The organism is Klebsiella sp. JB_Kp042, assembly GCF_040065275.1.
Classification (GTDB): domain Bacteria; phylum Pseudomonadota; class Gammaproteobacteria; order Enterobacterales; family Enterobacteriaceae; genus Klebsiella; species Klebsiella quasipneumoniae.
Map to the genome: position 1 here is coordinate 28,707 of NZ_JBEAJL010000006.1, position 20,195 is coordinate 48,901.

The window sequence follows — 20,195 nt, forward strand, 5'->3', positions numbered from 1 at the left end:
ACACCCAGGCAACACGCGTATGCCCCGCACGGGGCATACAGAGAGGCTCGATCGTGAAAAAAGTACTCATTGTTGGCGCCGGCCCGGTAGGGTTAATCATTGGCTGCTATCTGAATAAGTATGGAATTGATTTTGATATCATTGATAAAAATACCCACAGCACCACCTGGTCCAAAGCGCTGAGCGTCAGTCCGGCGACCATTAAAGCCTTCCACGGCTTAGGCCTTGCCGGGGAACTGATCGCCCAGGGAAAGCAGGTTCAGTCAGTCTACGCTTACTATAAAAACCGCAAATTTCTGCATATCGATAACCGCCGACTCGCCACTTGCTACCCCTTCCATGTCAGTATCCCGCAGCCGCGGACGGAGAAGATCCTCGAAACGGCGTTGGCCGACGCCGGGCGGGAGGTCAAACGTGGGCACCAGCTGGTCTCCTGGCGCCGGGAGGGGGAACGCTATCACGTCTCCCTGCTCGACGATGCCCGCCGGGCCTGTTCCGCCGCTTATGACTATATTATCGGCGCCGACGGCGCGGCCAGCACCGTCCGCGAGCTGGCCGGGATCGGCTTTAGCGGTCATGACTATCCGCTGCATTTTGTGATGGCGGACGTGCAATTCGACCGCGCGGCGGCGCTCCCGGGAACCTCCTACCATATTGATGAGCAGGGCTTTTTGATTTTCCTGCCCATGCCGGACAATCAGGTCAGGATCGTGATTAAAAAAGCCGGGCGCCTGCCGACGCCGCGTCCGGTGCCGGACCTGCAGGAGATCAACGTCGCGCTGGCGCGCTACTGCCCTCAGGTGCCGCAGGCGCAGACGCTCACCTGGTCTTCCAGCGCCAATTTCTATAACCGCATCGCCGATGACAATCTGCAGCATCATATTATGCTGGCGGGAGATGCCTTCCACCTGTTCAGTCCCATTGGCGGGCAGGGGATGAACACCGGCGTCCAGGATGCGGTGAACCTCGCCTGGAAGCTGGCTTTCTATCTGCACGGCGTGGCCACTGACCGACTGCCAGCGTCCTATCGCGCCGAGCGCTTCGCGGCGGTGAGCGGTGTGCTGCGCTCCACCGATCGCGATACCGGCCTGATTGCCGGTCTGGTGCCGAGAAATCATATCGACGGGGTCTACTTTCCGGAGTTTTGCAACCGTCACTACTATCGTCACCAGCTGCCGCTGCAGTACGCCGGCTTCACCGCGACGCAGGCGCAGCACCCGGACGGCCTGGCAGGGCACCATGTTCCCTGGTACGTTTTTGCCTCGCCGCAGGCGATGTTTCGCAACAGCTATGACGTCTTCGCCAGCGGTAAGGTGGTGATCTTTTCCGCCCGCGCCGCTTGTCCTCCTATGTCCCGCCTGAAGCAGGCCGGCTGGTTTATATTCTGCCCCCTCGAACCGGCGGACGAGGCGTTTCTCGAAGCGCTACAGATCGGCCCCGATGACTATGCGGTGGTCAATCCCGATGGCTATGTGGGCTTTACCGGCAGCGAAGCCGGGACACGGCAGTATCTTTCCTCGCTCTACGTAATGGAATAATCATGAACAAAGTCTATATTGTCGCGGCCTGCCGTACGCCGGTGGGGCGCTTTCTTGGCGCCCTGAAAACGGTCTCCGCGGTGGAGCTGGCCGCGCTCACCGTCAGGCACAACCTGCAGCAGGCCGGCATTGACCCGGCGTGGATCGATGAGGTGATCTGCGGCTGCGTCCTTGCCGCCGGGCAGGGGATGGGACCGGCGCGTCAGGTTGCGCTGCGGGCGGGGATCCCGGTGCAAAAGCCGGCTTACACCCTGAATATGATCTGCGGTAGCGGCATGAAAAGCCTGACCGAAGGGGCGATCCATATCCAGAGCGGTTATGCCGACCTGGTGGTCGCCGGCGGAATGGAAAATATGAGTCAGGCGCCGTTTTTGCTGCGGGGAGAGATAAGGGGCGGGATGAAATTCGGCGCGTTCAGCAGTGAGGATGTGATCCAGCGCGACGGATTAACCGATCCGCTGCTGCAGATCCCGATGGGGGAAACGGCGGAGGCCATCGCCGCGCAGGAGCAGATCTCGCGCGCGGCGCAGGACCAGTATGCCCTGGAAAGCCATCACAAAGCCTCCGCCGCCAGCCGCGCCGGCTTTTTTGTCGATGAGATGGTGCCGGTGACGGTCAGCGCGAAGCGGGGCGTCAGCACGGTTCGCGAAGATGAGCCGATCCGCCATGATCTTAGCGCCGAGCAGCTGGCGGCGCTGAAACCGGCCTTTCGCGCTGACGGCAGCGTCACGGCGGGCAATGCCTCCGGGCTGAACGATGGCGCCGCGTCGGTGATCCTCGCGTCGGCGCGCGCCGTTGCCCGCTATGGCCTGCAGCCGCTGGCGGAGATTGTCTCCTTTGGCGAGGGCGGCGTTGACCCGTCCATGATGGGGCTTGGCCCGCTGCCGGCGATAGCGTGCGCCCTGCGCCGCGGGCGTTTTCAGCTCAGCGATATGGCCCGGCTGGAGATCAACGAAGCCTTTGCCGCGCAGGTGCTGGGGGTGGTCAAGGGACTGGCCAGAGCGCATCAGATGACGGAGGAGGAGATTGCTTCCCGGCTGAACGTCCACGGCGGCGCGATCGCCCTCGGCCATCCGCTGGGCAGTTCCGGGACGCGGATTGTGGTCAGCCTGGTGCACGCGCTGCGCCGGGAGAATCAACCGACCGGCCTGGCGTCGCTGTGCATCGGCGGCGGGATGGGGATTGCGTTACTGGTGAAAACGATCTGAGGAGACAAGCGCCATGGAAAAATTAATTGTGGTGGGTGAGAAATTTACCGATTTTGCCCGGCGGCATGAGAATGTGCTGACGGTGAATGAGTTTGAGCGGTTTGTCTGGAGCGGCGAGCTGGCCGGGGTCGATAAAATCGTTATCGGTCAGGGGGTACAGCTCGACGACATCTCCCGCACCATCTGCATTATTCGTCAGCACTATCCGGACACAATGCGCCAGATCGTCAATCTGCAGGATCTCTATTATCAAAACAATCGCGATCATCAGCGGCTGGTACATAAACGTAAAAAAGCGAATATCCTCATCACCTCGCCGGAAAAACGCGATGAGGATAGCTATTGCGCGCGCCTGATCCTGCAGGATGCCTCGGAGCTGCTCTGCGACCACCAGACCGGGCAACATATTCAGGGGATGGTGCTGATCGAGGCGGCGCGGCAGACCATCATCGCCACCACGGAAAAATTCCTGCTGGCGGAGGCCGGCGTGGCGATGGCGGAGAAGTACTTTACCCTGAGCTCGCTGCAGGTGGCCTTTTCCTGCTTTGTTTTTCCGCTGCCGGTGACCATCGTCCTCAACGTGGTGTCGCGCAAAAGTTCAGCCCATGGCCGCTTCACCTGTGAATGCTCGGTGGGGTTTGACCAGACCGGCACCCGCAAAGCGGAAGTTGGCTTTAGCTTCAGCGTCTATGACCTTAACTACATCACTCGCAAAGAGTGCGAGCAGGCGGCGCAGTGCCATCAACATTATCTGGTCAGTATTGAGCAGGGGGACGGGGATGAGCATCGCCTTTTTTGATGTGGATGAAACGCTGATTACCGGCAAAAGTATGTTCCTGTTTCTGCACCGCTATGCCGCGGAATATCCGCTGCAGTGCGGTTTGACGGCCGCGGCGATTGTCCGGCAGCTGCAGGCGCTCAGCGAAGCAGGTCAGCCGCGGGAGGCGATCAACCGCTACTATTACTCGCTGTTTCGCCACGAGTCGCGCCCCCGGGTGCGGGCGGTCGCCGAGAGCCTGTATCGCGAAGGCGGATATGGTTTTCACCGCGAGGTGGCGGCGCGCCTCAGGCAGCACCAGGCGCGGGGGGATGACGTGGTGTTTGTCTCCGGGTCGATGACCGACATTCTCTGGCCGGCGATGGCGGCGCTGGGGGTGGAGCATGCCCTGTGCTCAGAGCCGGTCGTGGTGGATGACCGCTATACCGGCGAGCTCTGGCGGACCGCCATCGGCGAACACAAGGCGGCGCATGCCCAATGCTATGCGCAGGAACAGGGCCAGCCGCTGGCGGCATGCTACGCCTTCGGCGATCATATCTCGGATCTGCCGCTGCTCGCCGCGGTCGGCCACCCCTGCGCGGTGAATCCCTCTCCGGGGCTGCTGGCGGAGGCGCAGCGTCGGGGATGGCCAGTGCTGTGGTCCACCGGCGGCTGACGGCGCGACGGCAAAAAAAAGGGGCGGCGCAATGCCACCCCTGATTCGCTCCCTGACGGGGATCAGCCCGGGTAGATGCCGCGGTCTTTACGCGCCATCAGGATGCGCTCGCAGGCCACGATATAGGCGGCGGTACGCAGGGTACATTCTTTCTCGGCCGCTTTATCGCAGACGTGAATAATAGCGTCGGTCATGATGCGGTCCATCTTGGCGTTGATCTCCTCTTCGCTCCAGAAGAAGCTGGCCATGTCCTGCACCCACTCAAAGTAGCTGACGGTCACCCCGCCGGCGTTGCAGATAACGTCCGGCACTACGATCACCCCGCGCTCGGCCAGCACATCGTCCGCTTCCGGATAGGTTGGGCCGTTAGCCCCTTCCAGCACCAGTTTGCAGCTCAGCTTCTCAGCGCGCTCGCGGGTGATTTGCCCTTCCAGCGCCGCCGGGATCAGGATGTCCATCGGGGTGGTCCAGAACGCCTCTTTATCGATCTCCTGGGCGCCCGGGAAACCGGCGATCTGCTTTTTCTCCGCCTGCCAGGCGGTGAGGGCGGTCATATCAATCCCGCCTTCGTTGTACAGGGTGGCGGTGTGATCCTGAATGACCACTACGCGGGCGCCGACGCCGGCGAACAGGCGCGCCGCTTCGCTACCGACGTTACCAAAGCCCTGCAGCGCCACTTTAGCGCCTTCAATTTCGATGCCGGCGCGACGGGCCACTTCCCGGCCGGTGACGAACACGCCGCGTCCGGTGGCTTTTTCACGACCGAGGGAGCCGCCGAGGTGGATCGGCTTGCCGGTGACCACGCCGGTGATGGTGGTGCCATGGTTCATGGAGTAGGTGTCCATCATCCACGCCATCACTTTGCCGTTGGTGCCGACGTCCGGCGCCGGAATATCTTTCTGCGGCCCGATGATAATGCCGATTTCGCTGGTATAGCGGCGAGTCAGGCGTTCCAGTTCACCTTCCGACAGCGAGAAGGGGTCGACGCGGATGCCGCCTTTGGCCCCGCCGTAAGGAATATTGACCGCGGCGCACTTAATGGTCATCCAGGCAGAAAGTGCCATGACTTCGTTAAGATCAACATCCGGATGGTAGCGAACACCACCTTTACCCGGCCCACGCGAAAGATTGTGCTGAACGCGATAGCCCTCGAAGTGGCGAATGGTGCCGTCGTCCATCTGCACAGGGATGTCGACGATCAGCGCACGCTTCGGATGGCGCAGGGTTTCCACCCAGTAGGCAAGATCGCCGAGATAAGGCGCGACACGGTCGATCTGGCGCAGGTAGGTGGTCCATGGAGATGTACTACTTTCAGATGCGTAAGATAACTTTTCCATAAGAGTCCTGTTTCTCAGTGTTGTTTATGTCGTGTAAAACCGTGGAATAGCTACAGCAGTAAACTCTGTGCAATGAATGGTATCACCAATTTTATAAAGCGGTATTTGACGGCAATTCCGATTTTTAAATTTTTGTTAGAAATTTTATTTTTTAAGTGAATAACTACGCACGAGAACCACCCGCAAGCTGTGCATTTTAATTCACTTTTTATTCACTTAAGTGCATAAGAAAATATTTTTTCTATGTTTTTCATTATCTTGATGATCTTCAAAAAGTGAATAAATTGCGTTTCCCCATATTGACAATCTTATTGTTCACAGGCCAGCATTAGCCCACACAACAACATGGCGTTAACCATGAATTAACAAATACCCGCAAAAAGAATAGGGCTTAAGTTTTCTGTGGTGAATATTTTTACCATCGCAGCGGGCGCGCTCGTGCCCAAAATAAGCCGAGGGTCAGGGTTAATGTCGATTGTCCAACGCGGCGGGAGCGTTTTCCGTCGTCTTACGTTCCGGAGATGAATGATGTCAGGCAGTATGACTCGCGAAGATTTTGACGCTTACCTGGTTCCCTGTTTTGCCCCCGCGCCGTTTATTCCGGTGAGGGCGGCGGGCTCCCGCGTCTGGGACCAGCAGGGGAAAGAGTATATCGATATGGCCGGCGGCATCGCAGTGAACGCCCTCGGCCATGCCCACCCGGCGCTGGCTGAGGCCCTGCATGGGCAGCTGGCGAAACTGTGGCATATCGGCAATGGCTATACCAACGAACCGGTGCTGCAGCTGGCGAAAACCCTGGTGCAGTCCACCTTTGCCGACAAGGTGTTCTTCTGCAACTCCGGCGCTGAAGCGAACGAGGCGGCCCTTAAGCTGGCGCGGAAATATGCCCACGATAAGTTCGGCGGTGAAAAAAGCGAAATCATCGCCTTCAACCACGCCTTCCATGGCCGCACGCTGTTCACCGTCTCCGTCGGCGGCCAGCCGAAATATTCCAGCGATTATGCGCCGCTGCCGCAGGGCATTACCCATCTGCCCTATAACGATATCGAGGCGGTCACCGCGGCGATCTCCTCACGTACCTGCGCGGTGATCGTCGAGCCGATTATCGGCGAAGGCGGGGTGATCCCGGCGGACCCGGCGTTCCTCCAGGCGCTGCGCGCCCTCTGCGATCGCCATCACGCCACCCTGATATTCGATGAGGTGCAGACCGGCGCCGGGCGTACCGGCCATCTCTACGCCTACCAGCATTACAACGTCGTCCCGGACATCCTCACCAGCGCCAAAGGGCTGGGGGGCGGCTTCCCGATCGGCGCGATGCTGGCGAAAGAGGCCTGGGCGCAGGTCTTCCAGCCAGGCACCCATGGCACCACCTTCGGCGGTAACCCGCTGGCGGCGACCGTCGCCAACGCCGTGCTGGCCCATCTGGATGCGCCGCTGCTGGCGGGCGTCGGCGAGCGCCATGCGCTGATCGTCGACCAGCTGAATGCCCTCTCTGCCCGCTACGATGCGTTCAGCGCCGTGCGCGGCGCCGGTCTGCTGATCGGCGCCGAGCTGGCCGGACCGCTGCGCGGGAAGGCCAAAACCCTGACCAACCTGGCGGCGGAAGAGGGGGTGATCGCCCTGATTGCCGGTCCGGACGTGCTGCGCTTCGCGCCGGCGCTCAATATCCCGCTGGCGGATATTGCGCAAGCCTTCGTGCGCCTTGATCGCGCCGTTGCCCGCTTAACCCGCTAACCGGGAGGACGGCCTGTGATGCTATTTCGTCCCGTAAGGGAAAACGATCTTGACGACATCGTCCGCCTTGCCGCGCGGGCGGGGGTCGGCATGACCTCTTTACCCCATGATGCCGGGCGCCTGGCCGCCCGGATACGCCGCAGCATTGACACCTTCGCCGGCGCGCTGCCGCGCGGCCAGCAAGGCTTTCTGTTTGTGCTGGAAGACACCGCGCTGGAGCGGGTGGTGGGGGTCAGCGCCATTGAGGTGGCGGTGGGCCTGGACGAGCCCTTTTACAATTTTCGCATTCAGAAAACGGTTCGCGCCTCGAAAGCGCTGGGAGTCTATAAGCCTCAGGAGCTGCTCAATCTGAGCTATGACCACACCGGTCACAGCGAGCTGTGTACGCTGTTTCTCGACCCCGGGTATCAGCGCAACCGCAACGGTCTGCTGCTCTCCAAGGCGCGGTTTTTGTTTATCGCCGCCTTCCGCGAGTGGTTTTCGCCGCACCTGTTTGCCGAACTGCGCGGCTGCAGCGATGAGCAAGGGCAGTCGCCGTTCTGGGATGCGCTGGGCCATCACTTCTTCGAGATCCCGTTCGCCGATGCCGACCGGCTGACCGGCACCGGCATGAAAACCTTTATTGCCGAGCTGATGCCGGCGTACCCGATCTATATCTCGCTGCTGCCGGAGAATGCCCGTCAGGTCATCGGTCAGGTGCATCCCAACACCGCCCCGGCGCGGGCGATCCTCGAGAAAGAGGGATTTAGCTGGCGCGGCTCGGTGGATATTTTCGATGCCGGTCCGGTGCTGGAGGCGGAGACCGATCAGATCCGCGCCGTGCGCGACTGCCAGTGCCTGCCGGCTCAGCAGCTGACGGGCACGCTGTCGGCGCCGACGCTGGTCGCCAACGGTCAGTTCGACAATTTTCGGGCGCTGCTGGTGGCCCACGAAGAGCAGGTCTCACTGGACGCCGCCGCGCTGGATGCGCTGCAGGTCACTGAAACCGACCGCGTTTACACGGTAACCCTGAACCCAGAGGAAAACAGATCATGGCGGTAAAAGCACAGTTCATAGCCGGGCAGTGGCAGCCGGGCAGCGGCGCTACGATGAGTAAACTGGCCCCGGAGGATCAATCTCTGCTGTGGCAGGCGGCCAGCGCGGGGGCCGACGACGTCCAGGCGGCCTGCGCCGCGGCGCGGGCGGCGTTTTATCCCTGGTCGCACCGCCCGCTGGCCGAGCGTATTGACGTCGTCCAGCGTTTCGCCGCGCTGCTGGAGACGCACAAAGAGGCGCTGGCGACCCTGATTTCCCGGGAGACCAGCAAGCCGCTGTGGGAGACCCGCACCGAAGTGCAGGCGATGATCGGCAAAGCCGCCATCTCCGTCGAGGCCTATCACCAGCGGACAGGATTTCACGAGTCGACCCTGCCGGACGGTAAAGCGCAGCTGCGCCACAAGCCGCACGGCGTGATGGCGGTCTTCGGTCCCTACAACTTCCCGGGCCATCTGCCCAACGGGCATATCATTCCGGCGCTGATCGCCGGTAACACCGTGGTGTTTAAACCCAGCGAGCTGACGCCGGCCACTGCGGAACTGACGGTCCAGCTGTGGCAGCAGGCGGGTGTCCCCGACGGGGTGATTAACCTGCTGCAGGGCGGGAAAGCCACCGGCCAGGCGCTGCTGGAAAACCGCGATATCGACGGCGTGCTGTTCACCGGCAGCGCGGCGGCGGGTTTCCACTTCCATCGCTACTTCGGCGGTCAGCCGGAGAAGATGCTGGCCCTCGAGATGGGCGGCAACAACGCGCTGATCGTGGCCGACGTGGCCGATGTCGATGCGGCGCTGCACGTGATTATCCAGTCGGCGTTTATCTCCGCCGGACAGCGCTGCACCTGCGCGCGCCGGCTGATCGTTCAGCGCGGCGAGCAGGGGGATGCGCTGCTGCGGCGACTGGTGGAGGCCAGCGCGCAGATCCGCGCCGGGAAATGGGATGACCAGCCGGCGCCGTTTATGGGCGGGGTGATTTCCCTTGAGGCGGCGCAGAACATGCTGGCGGCGCAGCAGAAACTGGAGGCGCTCGGCGGCAAGGTGCTGCTGCGTATGCGCCAGCCTGACCCGCACTCCACGGTGCTGACCCCGGGGATCGTTGACGTCACCGGTATCGAGGTGCCGGATGAAGAGTACTTTGGTCCGCTGCTGACGGTTATCCGTTACGACGACTTCCCGGAGGCGATTCGCCTCGCCAACCAGACCCGCTATGGCCTGGCCGTGGGGCTGATCTCCCGCGATGCGGCGCAGTTTGACCAGCTGGCGGACGAGGCGCGAGCCGGGATCGTCAACTGGAACAAGCCGCTGACCGGCGCTTCCAGTAAAGCGCCGTTTGGCGGGGTGGGCGCCTCCGGCAACCACCGGGCGGCAGCGTGGTACGCCGCCGATTACTGTGCCTGGCCGATGGCCTCTCTGGTCAGCGACACGCTGACGCTTCCGGCGAACGTATCGCCGGGCCTGCCATTCTGATAACGGATCCTGTGAGGACATATGTCTGGTTTTGAAGCTAACTTTGATGGCCTGGTCGGCCCGACGCACCACTACGCCGGACTCTCCGTCGGCAATGAAGCCTCGCAAAATAACCGCGATGGTCTCTCTAACCCTAAAAAGGCCGCGCTGCAGGGGCTGTATAAAATGAAAGCCCTGGCCGATCGCGGATTCGTGCAGGGGATCCTGCCGCCGCAGCCGCGGCCGAACCTGCGCCTGCTGCGCGACCTGGGATTCGAGGGCAGCGATGAGCAGGTCATCCGCCAGGCGGCCCAGGCGGCGCCGCAGCTGCTCTCCGCCTTCAGCTCCGCCTCGTCGATGTGGACCGCCAACGCGGCGACCGTTTCGCCGTCGGCGGACAGCGCCGATGGCAAAGTCCATTTCACTGTCGCCAACCTGAACAATAAGCTGCACCGCATGCAGGAGGCGCCCATCACCTCGGCGATCCTGCGCGCCACCTTCGCCGATCCGCGCTTCTTCGCCCACCACGCGGCGCTGCCGCAGCATGGCGACCTCGGCGACGAAGGGGCGGCCAACCATAACCGCTTCTGCCGGGAGTACGATCGTCAGGGCGTGCAGCTGTTTGTCTACGGTCGACGCGCCAGCGGCGGCATCGCCCCGGTGAAGTATCCGGCGCGGCAGACCCTGGAGGCCAGCGAAGCGGTGGCCCGTCTGCACCAGCTGGATCCGCGCTATACGGTGTTTGCCCAGCAGGCGCCGCAGGCTATCGATCGCGGCGTGTTTCATAACGACGTTATCGCGGTCAGCAATCGCCATGTGCTGTTCCACCATCAGCAGGCGTTTGTCGATCAGTCGACAGTATTGGCGACGCTGCGGGCAAAAAGCGACCGTCTCGATATCCCGTTTACCAGCGTGGAAGTGCCGGACGAGCGGGTGTCGCTCGATGACGCCGTGGCCTCCTATCTGTTCAACAGCCAACTGCTGAGCAAACCCGACGGCAAGATGCTGATCGTGGTGCCAGAGGAGTGCCGGCAGCGGGAAAACGTCTGGCGCTACCTGGGCGACCTGGCGGCTGACAGCGCCTCGCCGATCGATGAAGTGGCGGTTTTTGACCTGCGGGAAAGCATGCGCAACGGCGGCGGCCCGGCCTGCCTGCGGCTGCGGGTGGTGCTCAACGAGGCGGAGCGCGACGCGGTCAACGCCCACAGCCTGATGAACGACGAGCGTTATCAGCAGCTGACGGCGTGGGTGGAAAAACACTACCGTGACCGGCTGCACGCCCGCGATCTGGCGGACCCGCAGCTGCTGCGCGAGGTTTATCAGGCGCTGGATGAGCTGACGCAGATCCTGCGTCTGGGCCCTGTCTATGATTTTCAGCGTTAAGGAGCGGCAGATGGAGCATCTGGTTAACGATTTACTGCACTGCCGCCTGCAGGGGTGGACCTTTCCGGCGGACATCGAGGCCCGCTGGCTGGGCGAGGGCATCCTGCAGCTGCTGCCGTCCACGCCGTGGCGTCAGGCGACGATCCTCTCCGCTGGCGTCCATGGCAATGAGACCGCGCCGACCGAGCTGCTGCTGCAGCTGACCCACGATCTGAGCCAGGGGCGGCAGCCGCTCACCCAGGCGCTGCTGATCGTCTTTGGTAACCTGCCGGCGATCCGCGCCGCGCGTCGCTATCTGCACAACGACCTCAATCGCCTGTTCGGCGGTCGCCATCTGGCGGTCTCCCCGGGCAATGAGTCGCGGCGGGCTTTTGCCCTCGAGCAGGCGGTGCAAGCCTTCTATCGCGCCGCCGACGCGGCGGGGCCGGTCAGCCGCAGTCATCTCGATATGCATACCGCCATTCGCGGGTCGCTGTATCGCCAGTTTGCGCTGCTCCCGGCCCACGCGGAGGATTTTTCGCCCGACTTCTACCAGCTGCTGCAGACCAGCGGGATGGACGCCATCGTGCGCCATACCGAAGCGGGCGGCACCTTCACTCATTTCACCTGCGAAAAGTTCGCCGCGCAAAGCGCCACCCTTGAGCTGGGAAAAGTGATGCCGTTCGGCGCCAACGATCTCAGCCTGTTCGCCGCCGCCGACGCGGCGATCCGGGCCTGGATTTCTGACGCGCCGCTGCCCCCGCGCGACAAAGCGCCGGTGGATTACTTCCTGGTCGAGGAGAGCATCATCAAGCGCGAAGGGGAATTTACGCTCAATCTGGCGGCCAACGTCGAGAACTTCACCGCGCTCCCGGCAGGGTATGAGATCGCCCGCCAGGCAGAGAAACGGTGGGTGGTGCAGGCCCGGGCCCCCTATATCCTCTTTCCCAATGCCGGGGTCGCCACCGGCCAGCGCGCCGGGCTGCTGCTCCGCGCCGCGGCGCTTCGCCTCCCGCAACCAGCCTGAGGAAACACCATGACTGAACATCAACATCAGGCGCCATCTGCCGCCGGAGGTGAAGGCGCGTCACAGCTTAAGCGCGGACTTGGCGCCCGCCATATCCAGATGATCGCCCTCGGCGGCGCCATCGGCACCGGGCTGTTTATGGGGGCGGGGCGCAACATCGCCGTCGCCGGCACCTCGATTCTGGTTATCTATGTGCTGGTCGGGTTCTTTACCTATATGGTGATGCGGGCGATGGGGGAGCTGCTGCTCACCCGCCATGACTACCGCTCGTTTGCCGACTTTGTCGGCGAGTATCTCGGACCGCAGGCCAGCTTTTATCTCGGCTGGACCTACTGGCTGAGCTGGGTGGTGACCTGTATCGCCGACGTGGTGGTGTGCGGGAGCTATATGCAGTACTGGTTCCCCGAGCTGTCGGCGTGGATGCCGGCCCTCAGCATGCTGGCTATCCTGTTCCTGCTCAACCTGCTGTCGGTGAAGATGTTTGGCGAGGCGGAGTTCTGGTTCGCCCTGATCAAGGTGATCACCATTATCGCCCTGATCGCCACCGGCGGCTGGATGATTGCCACCGGCTGGACCTCTCCGGACGGCGTGACGGCTTCTCTGAGCCATCTCACCGACCCGACGGCCTTTATGCCTCACGGTATCACCGGCTTTTTCGCCGGCTTCCAGATAGCGATCTTCTCCTTTACCGGCATCGAACTGCTGGGGACGATGACGGCGGAGACCCGCGATCCACAGCGCATTTTGCCCAAGGCGATCAATGCCCTGCCGCTGCGGATTATCATCTTCTATCTGCTGTCGATGGTGGTGATCATCGCTGTCGCCTCCTGGCCGGGAGTGTCGGCGGAGACCAGCCCCTTCGTAACGCTGTTTGCCAAAGCCGGGCTGCCCGCGGCGGCGGCGGTGATTAACTTCGTGGCGCTGACCTCGGCGATGTCCTCGGCCAACAGCGGGGTCTTCTCCAGCACCCGCATGCTGTACGGCCTGTCGGTGGAGAAGCATGCGCACTGGCAGTTCCGTATTCTGTCGCGCAGCACCCGTATCCCGGTGCGCAGCCTGCTGTTTTCCTGCTTCTGTATGCTGATCGGTACGCTGCTGCTGTTCCTGGTGCCGAATGTGATGACCCTGTTTACCATCGTCTCGACCCTGGCGGCGATTATGGTGGTGTTCAGCTGGGGGATGATCCTCGTGGCGTATCTGGTTTATCGCCGTCAGCGTCCGGACCTGCACGCCGGTTCGATCTTTAAGATGCCCTTTGGCGTGGCGATGAGCTGGGTGAGCCTGCTGTTCTTCGCGTTCGCCATCTTCATCATGATCTTTGACCCGGACACGCTGCTGGCGCTGCTGGCTTCTCCGCTGTGGTTTATCGCGCTGTGGGCCTTCTGGAAGCTGAAGCAGCGGCGCGAGGGGCAGCTTCAGCTGGACAATCAGAGCGCCTGACACCCGCCGGCCCTGGCGGCCGGCTACAACTCGTCTTAACCGTTGTTCTCGTTTGTCTGCCCGGTGGCGGCTGGCGCCTTACCGGGCCTGGATGCTTACCGGGCCCGGAAGGTTGCAGTTTCCCCCGCGGTATGATCCCCCCGTAGGCCCGCGCAAGCGCAGCGCCGCCGGGCGGGATAGTCGGCTTCGCAGCAGCTTTACTGCCCGGTGGCGGCTGGCGCCTTACCGGGCCTACTGTCTTACTGAGCCTGGGATGAGCGGTTTCCCACGTGGCGCGATCTCCCTGTAGGCCCGCGCAAGCGCAGCGCCGCCGGGCAGGATGGTCGACCCGGACCGGCTGCGGTTAGGCGCTTTCCGCCCGGGGGCGCGCCGCGCCAGGGACGGATTTCATCCGGCTGGCGCAGAATATCGCCAGCAGCGAAATCGCCACCGTAACGCCCAGGTAGATGGCCACCGGTCGCCAGTCACCATCGTATTTCGCCAGCAGACCGGTGGCGATAAGCGGCGCGGTGCCCCCGGCCAGCGCGGCGCCCAGCTGGTAACCCAGGGTGATCCCGGTGTAGCGCACATTGGCGCTGAAAATCTCTGAGCACAGGGTACCCAGCACCGCGGTCACCGGCGCCCACAGGATGCCGAAGGCAACGATCGTCGCCAGCATAATGCCCCAGCTGGTGCCGGTGTCGAGCAGCAGGAACCACGGAACGATAAACAGCCCCAGCAGCACCACGCTCAGGGTGTACATCTTTTGCCGGCCCACCTTGTCGGACAGCAGCCCCATCAGCGGGATCATCACGGTGGCCACCAGCGCGCCGAGGGTGACGGATTCCAGCGCCTGCGACTTCTGATAGCTCAGGGTGGTAGTGGCGTAGCTGACCACAAAGGTAGAGAAGATATAGAAGGGGGCGGTCTCCACCACTTTCAGACCCGCGGCGATCAGCACCTCCCGCCAGTGGTGTTTGAGCGTCACGCGCAGCGGAGCCTTCGCCACCTGGCCAGACTGTTTCACCTGCTTAAAGGCGGGCGTTTCGTCGATATCTTTGCGGATCCACAGGCCGAGGAAAACGAGGACGGAGCTGAGCAGGAACGGAATGCGCCAGCCCCAGGCAAGAAACTGCGCCTCATCGAACAGGGTCATCAGCGAGACGATAAAGGTCGCCATCAGCATGCCGATGGTCACGCCGGCCTGAGGAATACTGCCGAAAAAGCCTTTCCGCTTTTCCGGGGCGTATTCGTAGGCCAGCAGCAGCGCGCCGCCCCATTCGCCGCCGATACCCATGCCCTGAATAATGCGCAGGGTAATCAGCAGGGCGGGCGCCCACAGGCCCACCATTTCGTAGGTGGGCAGCAGGCCAATGGCCACCGTGGCGCTGCCCATCAGCGACAGGGTCAGCACCAGCGTCTTCTTGCGACCGATGCGATCGCCGATGTGGGCGAAAATGACCCCGCCGATGGGGCGGATAAAAAAGGTGAGCGAAAAGGAGAGCCAGGAGAGGATCAGACCGATGACCGGGTCGACCATCGGAAAGAAGATTTTGTTGAACACCAGCGCGGCGGCGGTGCCATAGAGAAAATAATCGAACCATTCGATGGCGCTGCCGGTCAGGCTCGCGATCAGGACCTTCTTGTTTTTCTGCAGAATGGATGCAGTGTTGCTTTCTGGATTGCTCATTACGAAACGTTCTCCCGCCACGGTAAAAGGTCAGGTGTCACTCTGTGCGTGCAGGGTGCAACCTGATGTGAAAAAGGTTGTGTAATTGTTAAGCAACTTAGAGTTGATGGTTACAATTGGCAAGTTATCCCTTGGCAACGCGGGCGAGAAAACGCGCTTTTGTCTGGTGTAACTGCGAGGTAAATTTTTATTTTCCACCTGTTTTTGCTGTTTTTTGTTATTTTCATGGTCAGTTATTCAGGTGCAACCCGAGTGTTTTTAGATGTTTCTTGTTATTTCAAAATGGTTACAAATCGACGTCGCTTTGCGCCCCGGCAGGCGGCGTTTATGATGGCCGGACTATCCTCTCTGCGCGGCTGAGAGGTGATTAAGGAGATCAGAATGGCAGAACAATTTCCCCCGCTGTCGGCGACGACGCTGGCGGCGGCTAACCTGACTGGCGGCTGGCTGGCGCAGAACGATTTGGCGACGCTGACCGCGCCGCCGGCAGTGGATGTGGTGGTGCTGGCTGGCAATGCCGTGATCCCCACCATCGACGCCGCCTGCCGGCTGGCGAAGGAGCAGGAGGTTCCGCTGCTGATCAGCGGCGGCATAGGACACTCCACCGGTTTTCTGTATGAGGCGGTGCGCGAGGATCCCCGCTACCGTTCGCTCGCGGTGGAGGGCCGCCCGGAAGCGCATATTCTGGCGGATATTGCGCATGACTTCTGGCACATTCCTCGCCTGCGGCTGGTGGTGGAGGATCGGTCGACCAACTGCGGGGAAAACGCGCGCTTTACCCGCACAATGCTGGAGAGCCGGGGGATCCCCCATCGTCGCGGGATCGTCATTCAGGACCCCACCATGCAGCGGCGGACGATGGCCACCTTCGCCCGCGTCTGGCAGGGGGCGACGACGCCGCCGCAGTGGCTGAGCTTTCCCGGCTGCTCGCCGGTGCTGGAGCAGACCGACGGCCAGCTGGGGTTCGCGGGCGGCGGGGCGGGGCTGTGGCCGGTGACCCGCTACCTCGCGCTGCTGCTGGGCGAGCTGCCGCGCCTGCAGGATTCCCCTGAAGGGTACGGTCCGCGGGGGAAAGACTTTATCAGCCACGTGACCTTCCCGCCGGCGATCCTCGACGCCTGGCAACAGCTGCGGGAGGATGACCGGCTTGCCGGGGCGCTGCAGGCCCGCCTCCTCGGCTGAAAAATGCCCGTTTGCGGCAGATTTATCGCAAACGGGCAATTTGTGTTATTGAAATGTAACCTCAACCGGCCATTTTTGGTCCGGTTTTATGAATCAGCTCACAGAAATGCGCCAACGTGCTGCGAAGCCACGGCTTATCCGCCCGATATTTAACAAAAAAATCACTTGTTAAATACAAATGCACCACAGGAGCAGCCATGACAGCACCCGTTCAACACCCAATGTATATTGATGGCCAGTTCGTTACCGGTCGCGGCGACGGCTGGATCGACGTGCTTAACCCGGCGACTGAAGCGCTGCTGTCGCGGATCCCGGACGGGACCGCGGAAGAGGCGCGGCTGGCGATTGACGCCGCAGAGCGCGCCCAGCCGGCCTGGGAGGCGCTGCCGGCCATTGAGCGCGCGGGTTGGCTGCGCAAAATTGCCGCCGGCATTCGTCAGCGTGCCGACGACATCGCCGGGCTGATCGTCGCTGAAGGGGGCAAGATCCAGCAGCTGGCGGCGGTGGAGGTTGCGTTTACCGCCGACTATCTCGACTACATGGCCGAATGGGCGCGGCGGTATGAAGGGGAGATCGTGCAGAGCGACCGTCCCGGGGAGAATATCCTCGTCTTCAAACGCGCGCTGGGGGTGACCACCGGGATCCTGCCGTGGAACTTCCCGTTCTTTCTTATCGCCCGCAAGCTGGCGCCGGCGCTGATCACCGGCAACACTATCGTCATTAAGCCCAGCGAATTCACGCCCAACAACGCCATCGCTTTCGCCGAGATCGTCCACCAGGTTGGGCTGCCGAAAGGGGTCTTTAACCTGGTGCTCGGCCGTGGGGAAACCGTCGGCCAGGAGCTGGCCGGCAATCCGAAGGTGGCGATGGTCAGCATGACCGGCAGCGTAGCGGCGGGGGAGAAAATCATGGCCGCCGCGGCGAAAAATATCACCAAAGTGTGCCTCGAGCTCGGCGGCAAAGCGCCGGCCATCGTCATGGACGATGCGGATCTGGAGCTGGCGGTGAAGGCGGTGGTGGACTCGCGGGTGATCAATACCGGGCAGGTGTGCAACTGCGTCGAGCGGGTCTATGTTCAGCAGGGGATTTACGATCGCTTCGTCAACCGCCTCGGCGAGGCGATGAAGGCTGTGCAGTTTGGCGACCCGGCGGCGCGCGATGACATCGCCATGGGGCCGCTGATTAACGCCGCCGCGCGGGATCAGGTGGCGCGGAAAGTGGCAAAGGCGGTGACGCAGGGGGCACGTGTCGCGCTGGGCGGTCAGCCGCAGGAGGGGAAAGGCTATTTTTATCCGCCGACCCTGCTGCTGGATGTGCGTCAGGAGATGGATATTATCCATGAGGAAACCTTCGGGCCGGTGCTGCCGGTGGTGGCGTTTTCGACGCTCGATGAAGCGCTGGCGATGGCCAATGACAGCGATTATGGCCTGACCTCCTCGATCTATACCCGCGATCTTAATGTGGCGATGAAGGCGATTAAGGGGCTGAAATTCGGCGAAACCTATATCAACCGCGAGAACTTTGAGGCGATGCAGGGATTCCACGCCGGCTGGCGTAAATCGGGGATCGGCGGCGCAGATGGCCGCCATGGCCTGAATGAGTACCTGCAGACTCAGGTGGTCTATCTGCAGGCCTGAGGCGCTCAATGCAGAATCGGCGGGCAGCGCAGGCTGTCCGCCGTTCACTTAGCGGGCAAATTTCTCCAGCACGCGGATCAACTGGGTGACAAAGCCGTATTCGTTATCGTACCAGGCGACGGTTTTCACCAGCTGTACGCCGCCGGCCTCCACAATCTCCAGCTGGGTGGCATCGTAGATTGAACCGAAATGGCTGCCGATGATATCGGAAGAGACAATCTCTTCTTCGGTGTAGCCAAAGGATTCATTGCCCTCTGCCGCCTGCTTCATCGCCTGATTGACCTCATCCGCAGTCACTTTTTTCTCCAGCACCGACACCAGCTCCGTCACTGAGCCGGTTTTGGTCGGTACGCGCTGGGCATGGCCTTTCAGCTTCCCGCTCAGGGCGGGGATCACCAGGCCGATAGCTTTGGCCGCGCCGGTAGTGTGCGGGATGACGTTTTCCGCCGCCGCCCTGGAGGCGCGCAGATCTTTACCGCGCGGCCCGTCCACCAGCGACTGGGTGCCGGTATAGGCGTGGATAGTGGTCATGGTGCCAACGGTGATGCCGAAGGCATCCTGCAGGACTTTGGCCATCGGCGCCAGGCAGTTGGTGGTGCAGGAGGCGACGGAGATAATGGTGTCATCCGGCGTCAGGGTGTCATCGTTGACGTTATAGACGATAGTTTTCATCTCGCCGGCGGGGGCGGAAATCAGCACCTTGCGCGCGCCGGCCTGGAGATGGGCCTGCGATTTCTCTGCCGAGGTGTAGAACCCGGTACACTCCACAATCACTTCCGCGCCCGCCGCCTGCCACGGAATATGCTGCGCCTCTTTTTCGGCATACACGGTGATGGTCTTACCGTTGACGATCAGCGCATCTTCCGTGAAGTCGACGCTCCACGGGAAGGGGCCGTAGTTTGAATCATGCTTTAGCAGGTAGGCCAGTACTTTTGGCGAGGTGAGGTCGTTGATAGCCACCACCTCGAGGCTGCTGTCGACTTCTAATAAACGGCGTAACACCAGACGTCCGATACGACCAAATCCATTAATCCCAAGTTTACTCATGGATATTCTCCGGTTGGTAAAACGACTCGATGTGATAAAACTCCTCCAGGCTTAGTCCTGACTCGCAGCCAGGTCAACTGACAATCTGTGCGGTTCGCTGCCGGGCCCGCAGCATGAGCCAGAAAAGTGGATGTTTTGGCGGGCTTTTTTATCCGTGACGGCAGGGAATAATTTTTGTTACCGGAGATGAGGGGGCCGCCTGCTGGCGAAGCGGTGAAAAGCGTCTATGCTTAACTATTGAATAACTTAGTAAAATGTTGCCGTTAGATGAAGGGAGAGCTTATGGGATTCTGGAGAATCGTTTTTACTATCATTCTGCCGCCGCTGGGAGTACTGCTGGGGAAAGGTTTCGGCTGGGCGTTTATTCTCAACATTATTCTGACCCTGCTGGGCTATATTCCAGGCCTGATCCACGCCTTCTGGGTGCAGACCCGCGATTAAGGGCTGGCCCCTCAGGCCAGGCTTCCCCCTGGGACCCGCTCAGGGGGGAATCAGGCTCTCTTTATACAGCAGCCTGTTTTCCTTCGACCAGTAGTGGCGAGTCTCCTCGTCCAGGTCGACGCTCCACTTAAACACCCCGGCGCTGGCGAGATCCCTGCAGTACTGTTCAAAGTTGATGGCGCCGGCAAAATGGCGGATGACAGCGGCCGAGGTCAGCCGATGGCTGGGGGCGCTGCGCACGCGCAGCAGGCCGCGGGCGCTTTTTATCGTGATCACCTCGTCGTTGGCCATCACAAAATTCATATTGCCGGTAGAGACAAAGTAGATATAACACGAGACCTGATGCCGACGCAGTTCACTGGCGAAGGTGGCAAAATCGGCATCTGAACGCACTTGCTCAAAAAAATGACTCAGCCTGGCCAGCAGTTCCATTTCTATCCTTATTGTGTTGCGGTGTGCGGCTTTGGCCGGTAGCGGCAGAAACCATTCATGAAGTTACTTATTCGTATTTTAATAATATAGGCGCGTTATATTAATGGTTATTGGATAACTGGAACATCGTTTCAAGTGTTACAATGTATTGCAATCGTTTGCCTGCGCGGCCTCTCTGGTGATGAGGAAATGGCGTGACGGGAGACGGGGAAACCCATGCCGGCGATGAAG

The 20,195-nt window shown here is 61.4% G+C and carries 18 protein-coding genes and 1 pseudogene; 13 read left to right on the plus strand and 6 right to left on the minus strand.

Going from position 1 to position 20,195, the window contains the following annotated elements; translation table 11 throughout:
• Positions 1-53: 53 nt before the first annotated feature.
• The 4 genes from ABLV54_RS00165 to ABLV54_RS00180 are packed head-to-tail and all read left to right on the plus strand — an operon-like array spanning position 54 to position 4,179.
• Positions 54-1,538 carry an FAD-dependent monooxygenase gene (locus tag ABLV54_RS00165; RefSeq protein ID WP_135704402.1) on the plus strand — a complete coding sequence of 495 codons (1,485 nt, stop codon included), beginning with the start codon at positions 54-56 and terminating at the stop codon, positions 1,536-1,538.
• A gap of 2 nt (positions 1,539-1,540) precedes the next feature.
• Entirely contained in the window at positions 1,541-2,746 is a 1,206-nt protein-coding gene (locus ABLV54_RS00170; RefSeq protein WP_050534159.1) for an acetyl-CoA C-acyltransferase, read from the plus strand.
• A gap of 13 nt (positions 2,747-2,759) precedes the next feature.
• Positions 2,760-3,545: an AfsA-related hotdog domain-containing protein gene (locus ABLV54_RS00175; protein ID WP_023289476.1), complete on the plus strand. Its 786-nt coding sequence runs from the start codon at positions 2,760-2,762 to the stop codon at positions 3,543-3,545.
• On the plus strand, positions 3,526-4,179 hold the full coding sequence (locus tag ABLV54_RS00180; RefSeq protein ID WP_050534160.1) for an HAD-IB family hydrolase: 654 nt from the start codon (positions 3,526-3,528) through the stop codon (positions 4,177-4,179). Before ABLV54_RS00175 ends, ABLV54_RS00180 begins: the two co-directional genes overlap by 20 nt.
• A 62-nt stretch (positions 4,180-4,241) precedes the next feature.
• On the opposite strand, the gene ABLV54_RS00185 is transcribed toward ABLV54_RS00180, so the two are convergent.
• Both ABLV54_RS00185 and ABLV54_RS00190 read right to left on the minus strand, forming a co-directional pair.
• The gene (locus tag ABLV54_RS00185) at positions 4,242-5,516 is read right to left on the minus strand and encodes a Glu/Leu/Phe/Val dehydrogenase (RefSeq protein ID WP_032452671.1); all 1,275 of its coding nucleotides are present in this window, start codon (positions 5,514-5,516) and stop codon (positions 4,242-4,244) included.
• 212 nt (positions 5,517-5,728) lie between these two features.
• Positions 5,729-5,875 (minus strand): annotated as a pseudogene (locus tag ABLV54_RS00190) (hypothetical protein).
• Between the two features lie 169 nt (positions 5,876-6,044).
• On the opposite strand from ABLV54_RS00190, the gene ABLV54_RS00195 reads away from it, so the two are divergent.
• Genes ABLV54_RS00195 through ABLV54_RS00220 form a run of 6 tightly spaced genes read left to right on the plus strand, consistent with a single transcriptional unit; the run spans position 6,045 to position 13,556 of the window.
• Positions 6,045-7,250: a bifunctional succinylornithine transaminase/acetylornithine transaminase gene (locus ABLV54_RS00195; RefSeq protein ID WP_050534161.1), complete on the plus strand. Its 1,206-nt coding sequence runs from the start codon at positions 6,045-6,047 to the stop codon at positions 7,248-7,250.
• Between the two features lie 18 nt (positions 7,251-7,268).
• Positions 7,269-8,291 carry an arginine N-succinyltransferase gene (astA, locus tag ABLV54_RS00200; RefSeq protein ID WP_023289480.1) on the plus strand — a complete coding sequence of 341 codons (1,023 nt, stop codon included), beginning with the start codon at positions 7,269-7,271 and terminating at the stop codon, positions 8,289-8,291.
• Complete coding sequence (gene astD, locus ABLV54_RS00205) at positions 8,282-9,748, plus strand: succinylglutamate-semialdehyde dehydrogenase (protein WP_023289481.1); 1,467 nt, start codon at positions 8,282-8,284, stop codon at positions 9,746-9,748. The genes astA and astD overlap by 10 nt, the downstream gene beginning before the upstream one ends.
• 21 nt (positions 9,749-9,769) lie before the next feature.
• Entirely contained in the window at positions 9,770-11,110 is a 1,341-nt protein-coding gene (gene astB / locus ABLV54_RS00210; RefSeq protein ID WP_050534162.1) for an N-succinylarginine dihydrolase, read from the plus strand.
• A 10-nt stretch (positions 11,111-11,120) separates the two neighbouring features.
• Positions 11,121-12,116: a succinylglutamate desuccinylase gene (gene astE / locus ABLV54_RS00215; protein ID WP_050534163.1), complete on the plus strand. Its 996-nt coding sequence runs from the start codon at positions 11,121-11,123 to the stop codon at positions 12,114-12,116.
• A 9-nt stretch (positions 12,117-12,125) separates the two neighbouring features.
• Positions 12,126-13,556 carry an amino acid permease gene (locus ABLV54_RS00220; RefSeq protein ID WP_032452677.1) on the plus strand — a complete coding sequence of 477 codons (1,431 nt, stop codon included), beginning with the start codon at positions 12,126-12,128 and terminating at the stop codon, positions 13,554-13,556.
• Between the two features lie 343 nt (positions 13,557-13,899).
• Here the strand turns inward: ABLV54_RS00220 and ABLV54_RS00225 are convergent, their stop codons facing one another.
• The gene (locus ABLV54_RS00225; protein WP_023289485.1) at positions 13,900-15,225 is read right to left on the minus strand and encodes an MFS transporter; all 1,326 of its coding nucleotides are present in this window, start codon (positions 15,223-15,225) and stop codon (positions 13,900-13,902) included.
• Between the two features lie 381 nt (positions 15,226-15,606).
• Between ABLV54_RS00225 and ABLV54_RS00230 the strand changes: the two genes are divergently transcribed.
• Entirely contained in the window at positions 15,607-16,407 is an 801-nt protein-coding gene (locus ABLV54_RS00230; RefSeq protein WP_050534164.1) for a YdcF family protein, read from the plus strand.
• Positions 16,408-16,468: 61 nt separating this feature from the next.
• Here ABLV54_RS00230 and ABLV54_RS00235 read toward each other — a convergent pair whose 3' ends face one another.
• Positions 16,469-16,606 (minus strand): hypothetical protein, encoded by a 138-nt coding sequence (locus ABLV54_RS00235; protein ID WP_048334914.1) that lies wholly within the window; start codon positions 16,604-16,606, stop codon positions 16,469-16,471.
• Here ABLV54_RS00235 and aldA point away from each other — a divergent pair.
• A complete protein-coding gene (aldA, locus tag ABLV54_RS00240; RefSeq protein ID WP_348813477.1) occupies positions 16,605-18,044 on the plus strand; it encodes an aldehyde dehydrogenase in 1,440 nt (479 codons plus the stop codon). The genes ABLV54_RS00235 and aldA overlap by 2 nt on opposite strands.
• A 48-nt stretch (positions 18,045-18,092) precedes the next feature.
• On the opposite strand, the gene gap is transcribed toward aldA, so the two are convergent.
• Entirely contained in the window at positions 18,093-19,091 is a 999-nt protein-coding gene (gap, locus tag ABLV54_RS00245; protein ID WP_016160929.1) for a type I glyceraldehyde-3-phosphate dehydrogenase, read from the minus strand.
• 282 nt (positions 19,092-19,373) lie between these two features.
• On the opposite strand from gap, the gene ABLV54_RS00250 reads away from it, so the two are divergent.
• Positions 19,374-19,532, plus strand: a complete 159-nt coding sequence (locus ABLV54_RS00250; protein ID WP_002903230.1) for a YqaE/Pmp3 family membrane protein — start codon at positions 19,374-19,376, stop codon at positions 19,530-19,532.
• A gap of 39 nt (positions 19,533-19,571) precedes the next feature.
• On the opposite strand, the gene ABLV54_RS00255 is transcribed toward ABLV54_RS00250, so the two are convergent.
• On the minus strand, positions 19,572-19,964 hold the full coding sequence (locus ABLV54_RS00255) for a DUF1398 domain-containing protein (RefSeq protein ID WP_050534165.1): 393 nt from the start codon (positions 19,962-19,964) through the stop codon (positions 19,572-19,574).
• Between the last annotated feature and the right edge of the window lie 231 nt (positions 19,965-20,195).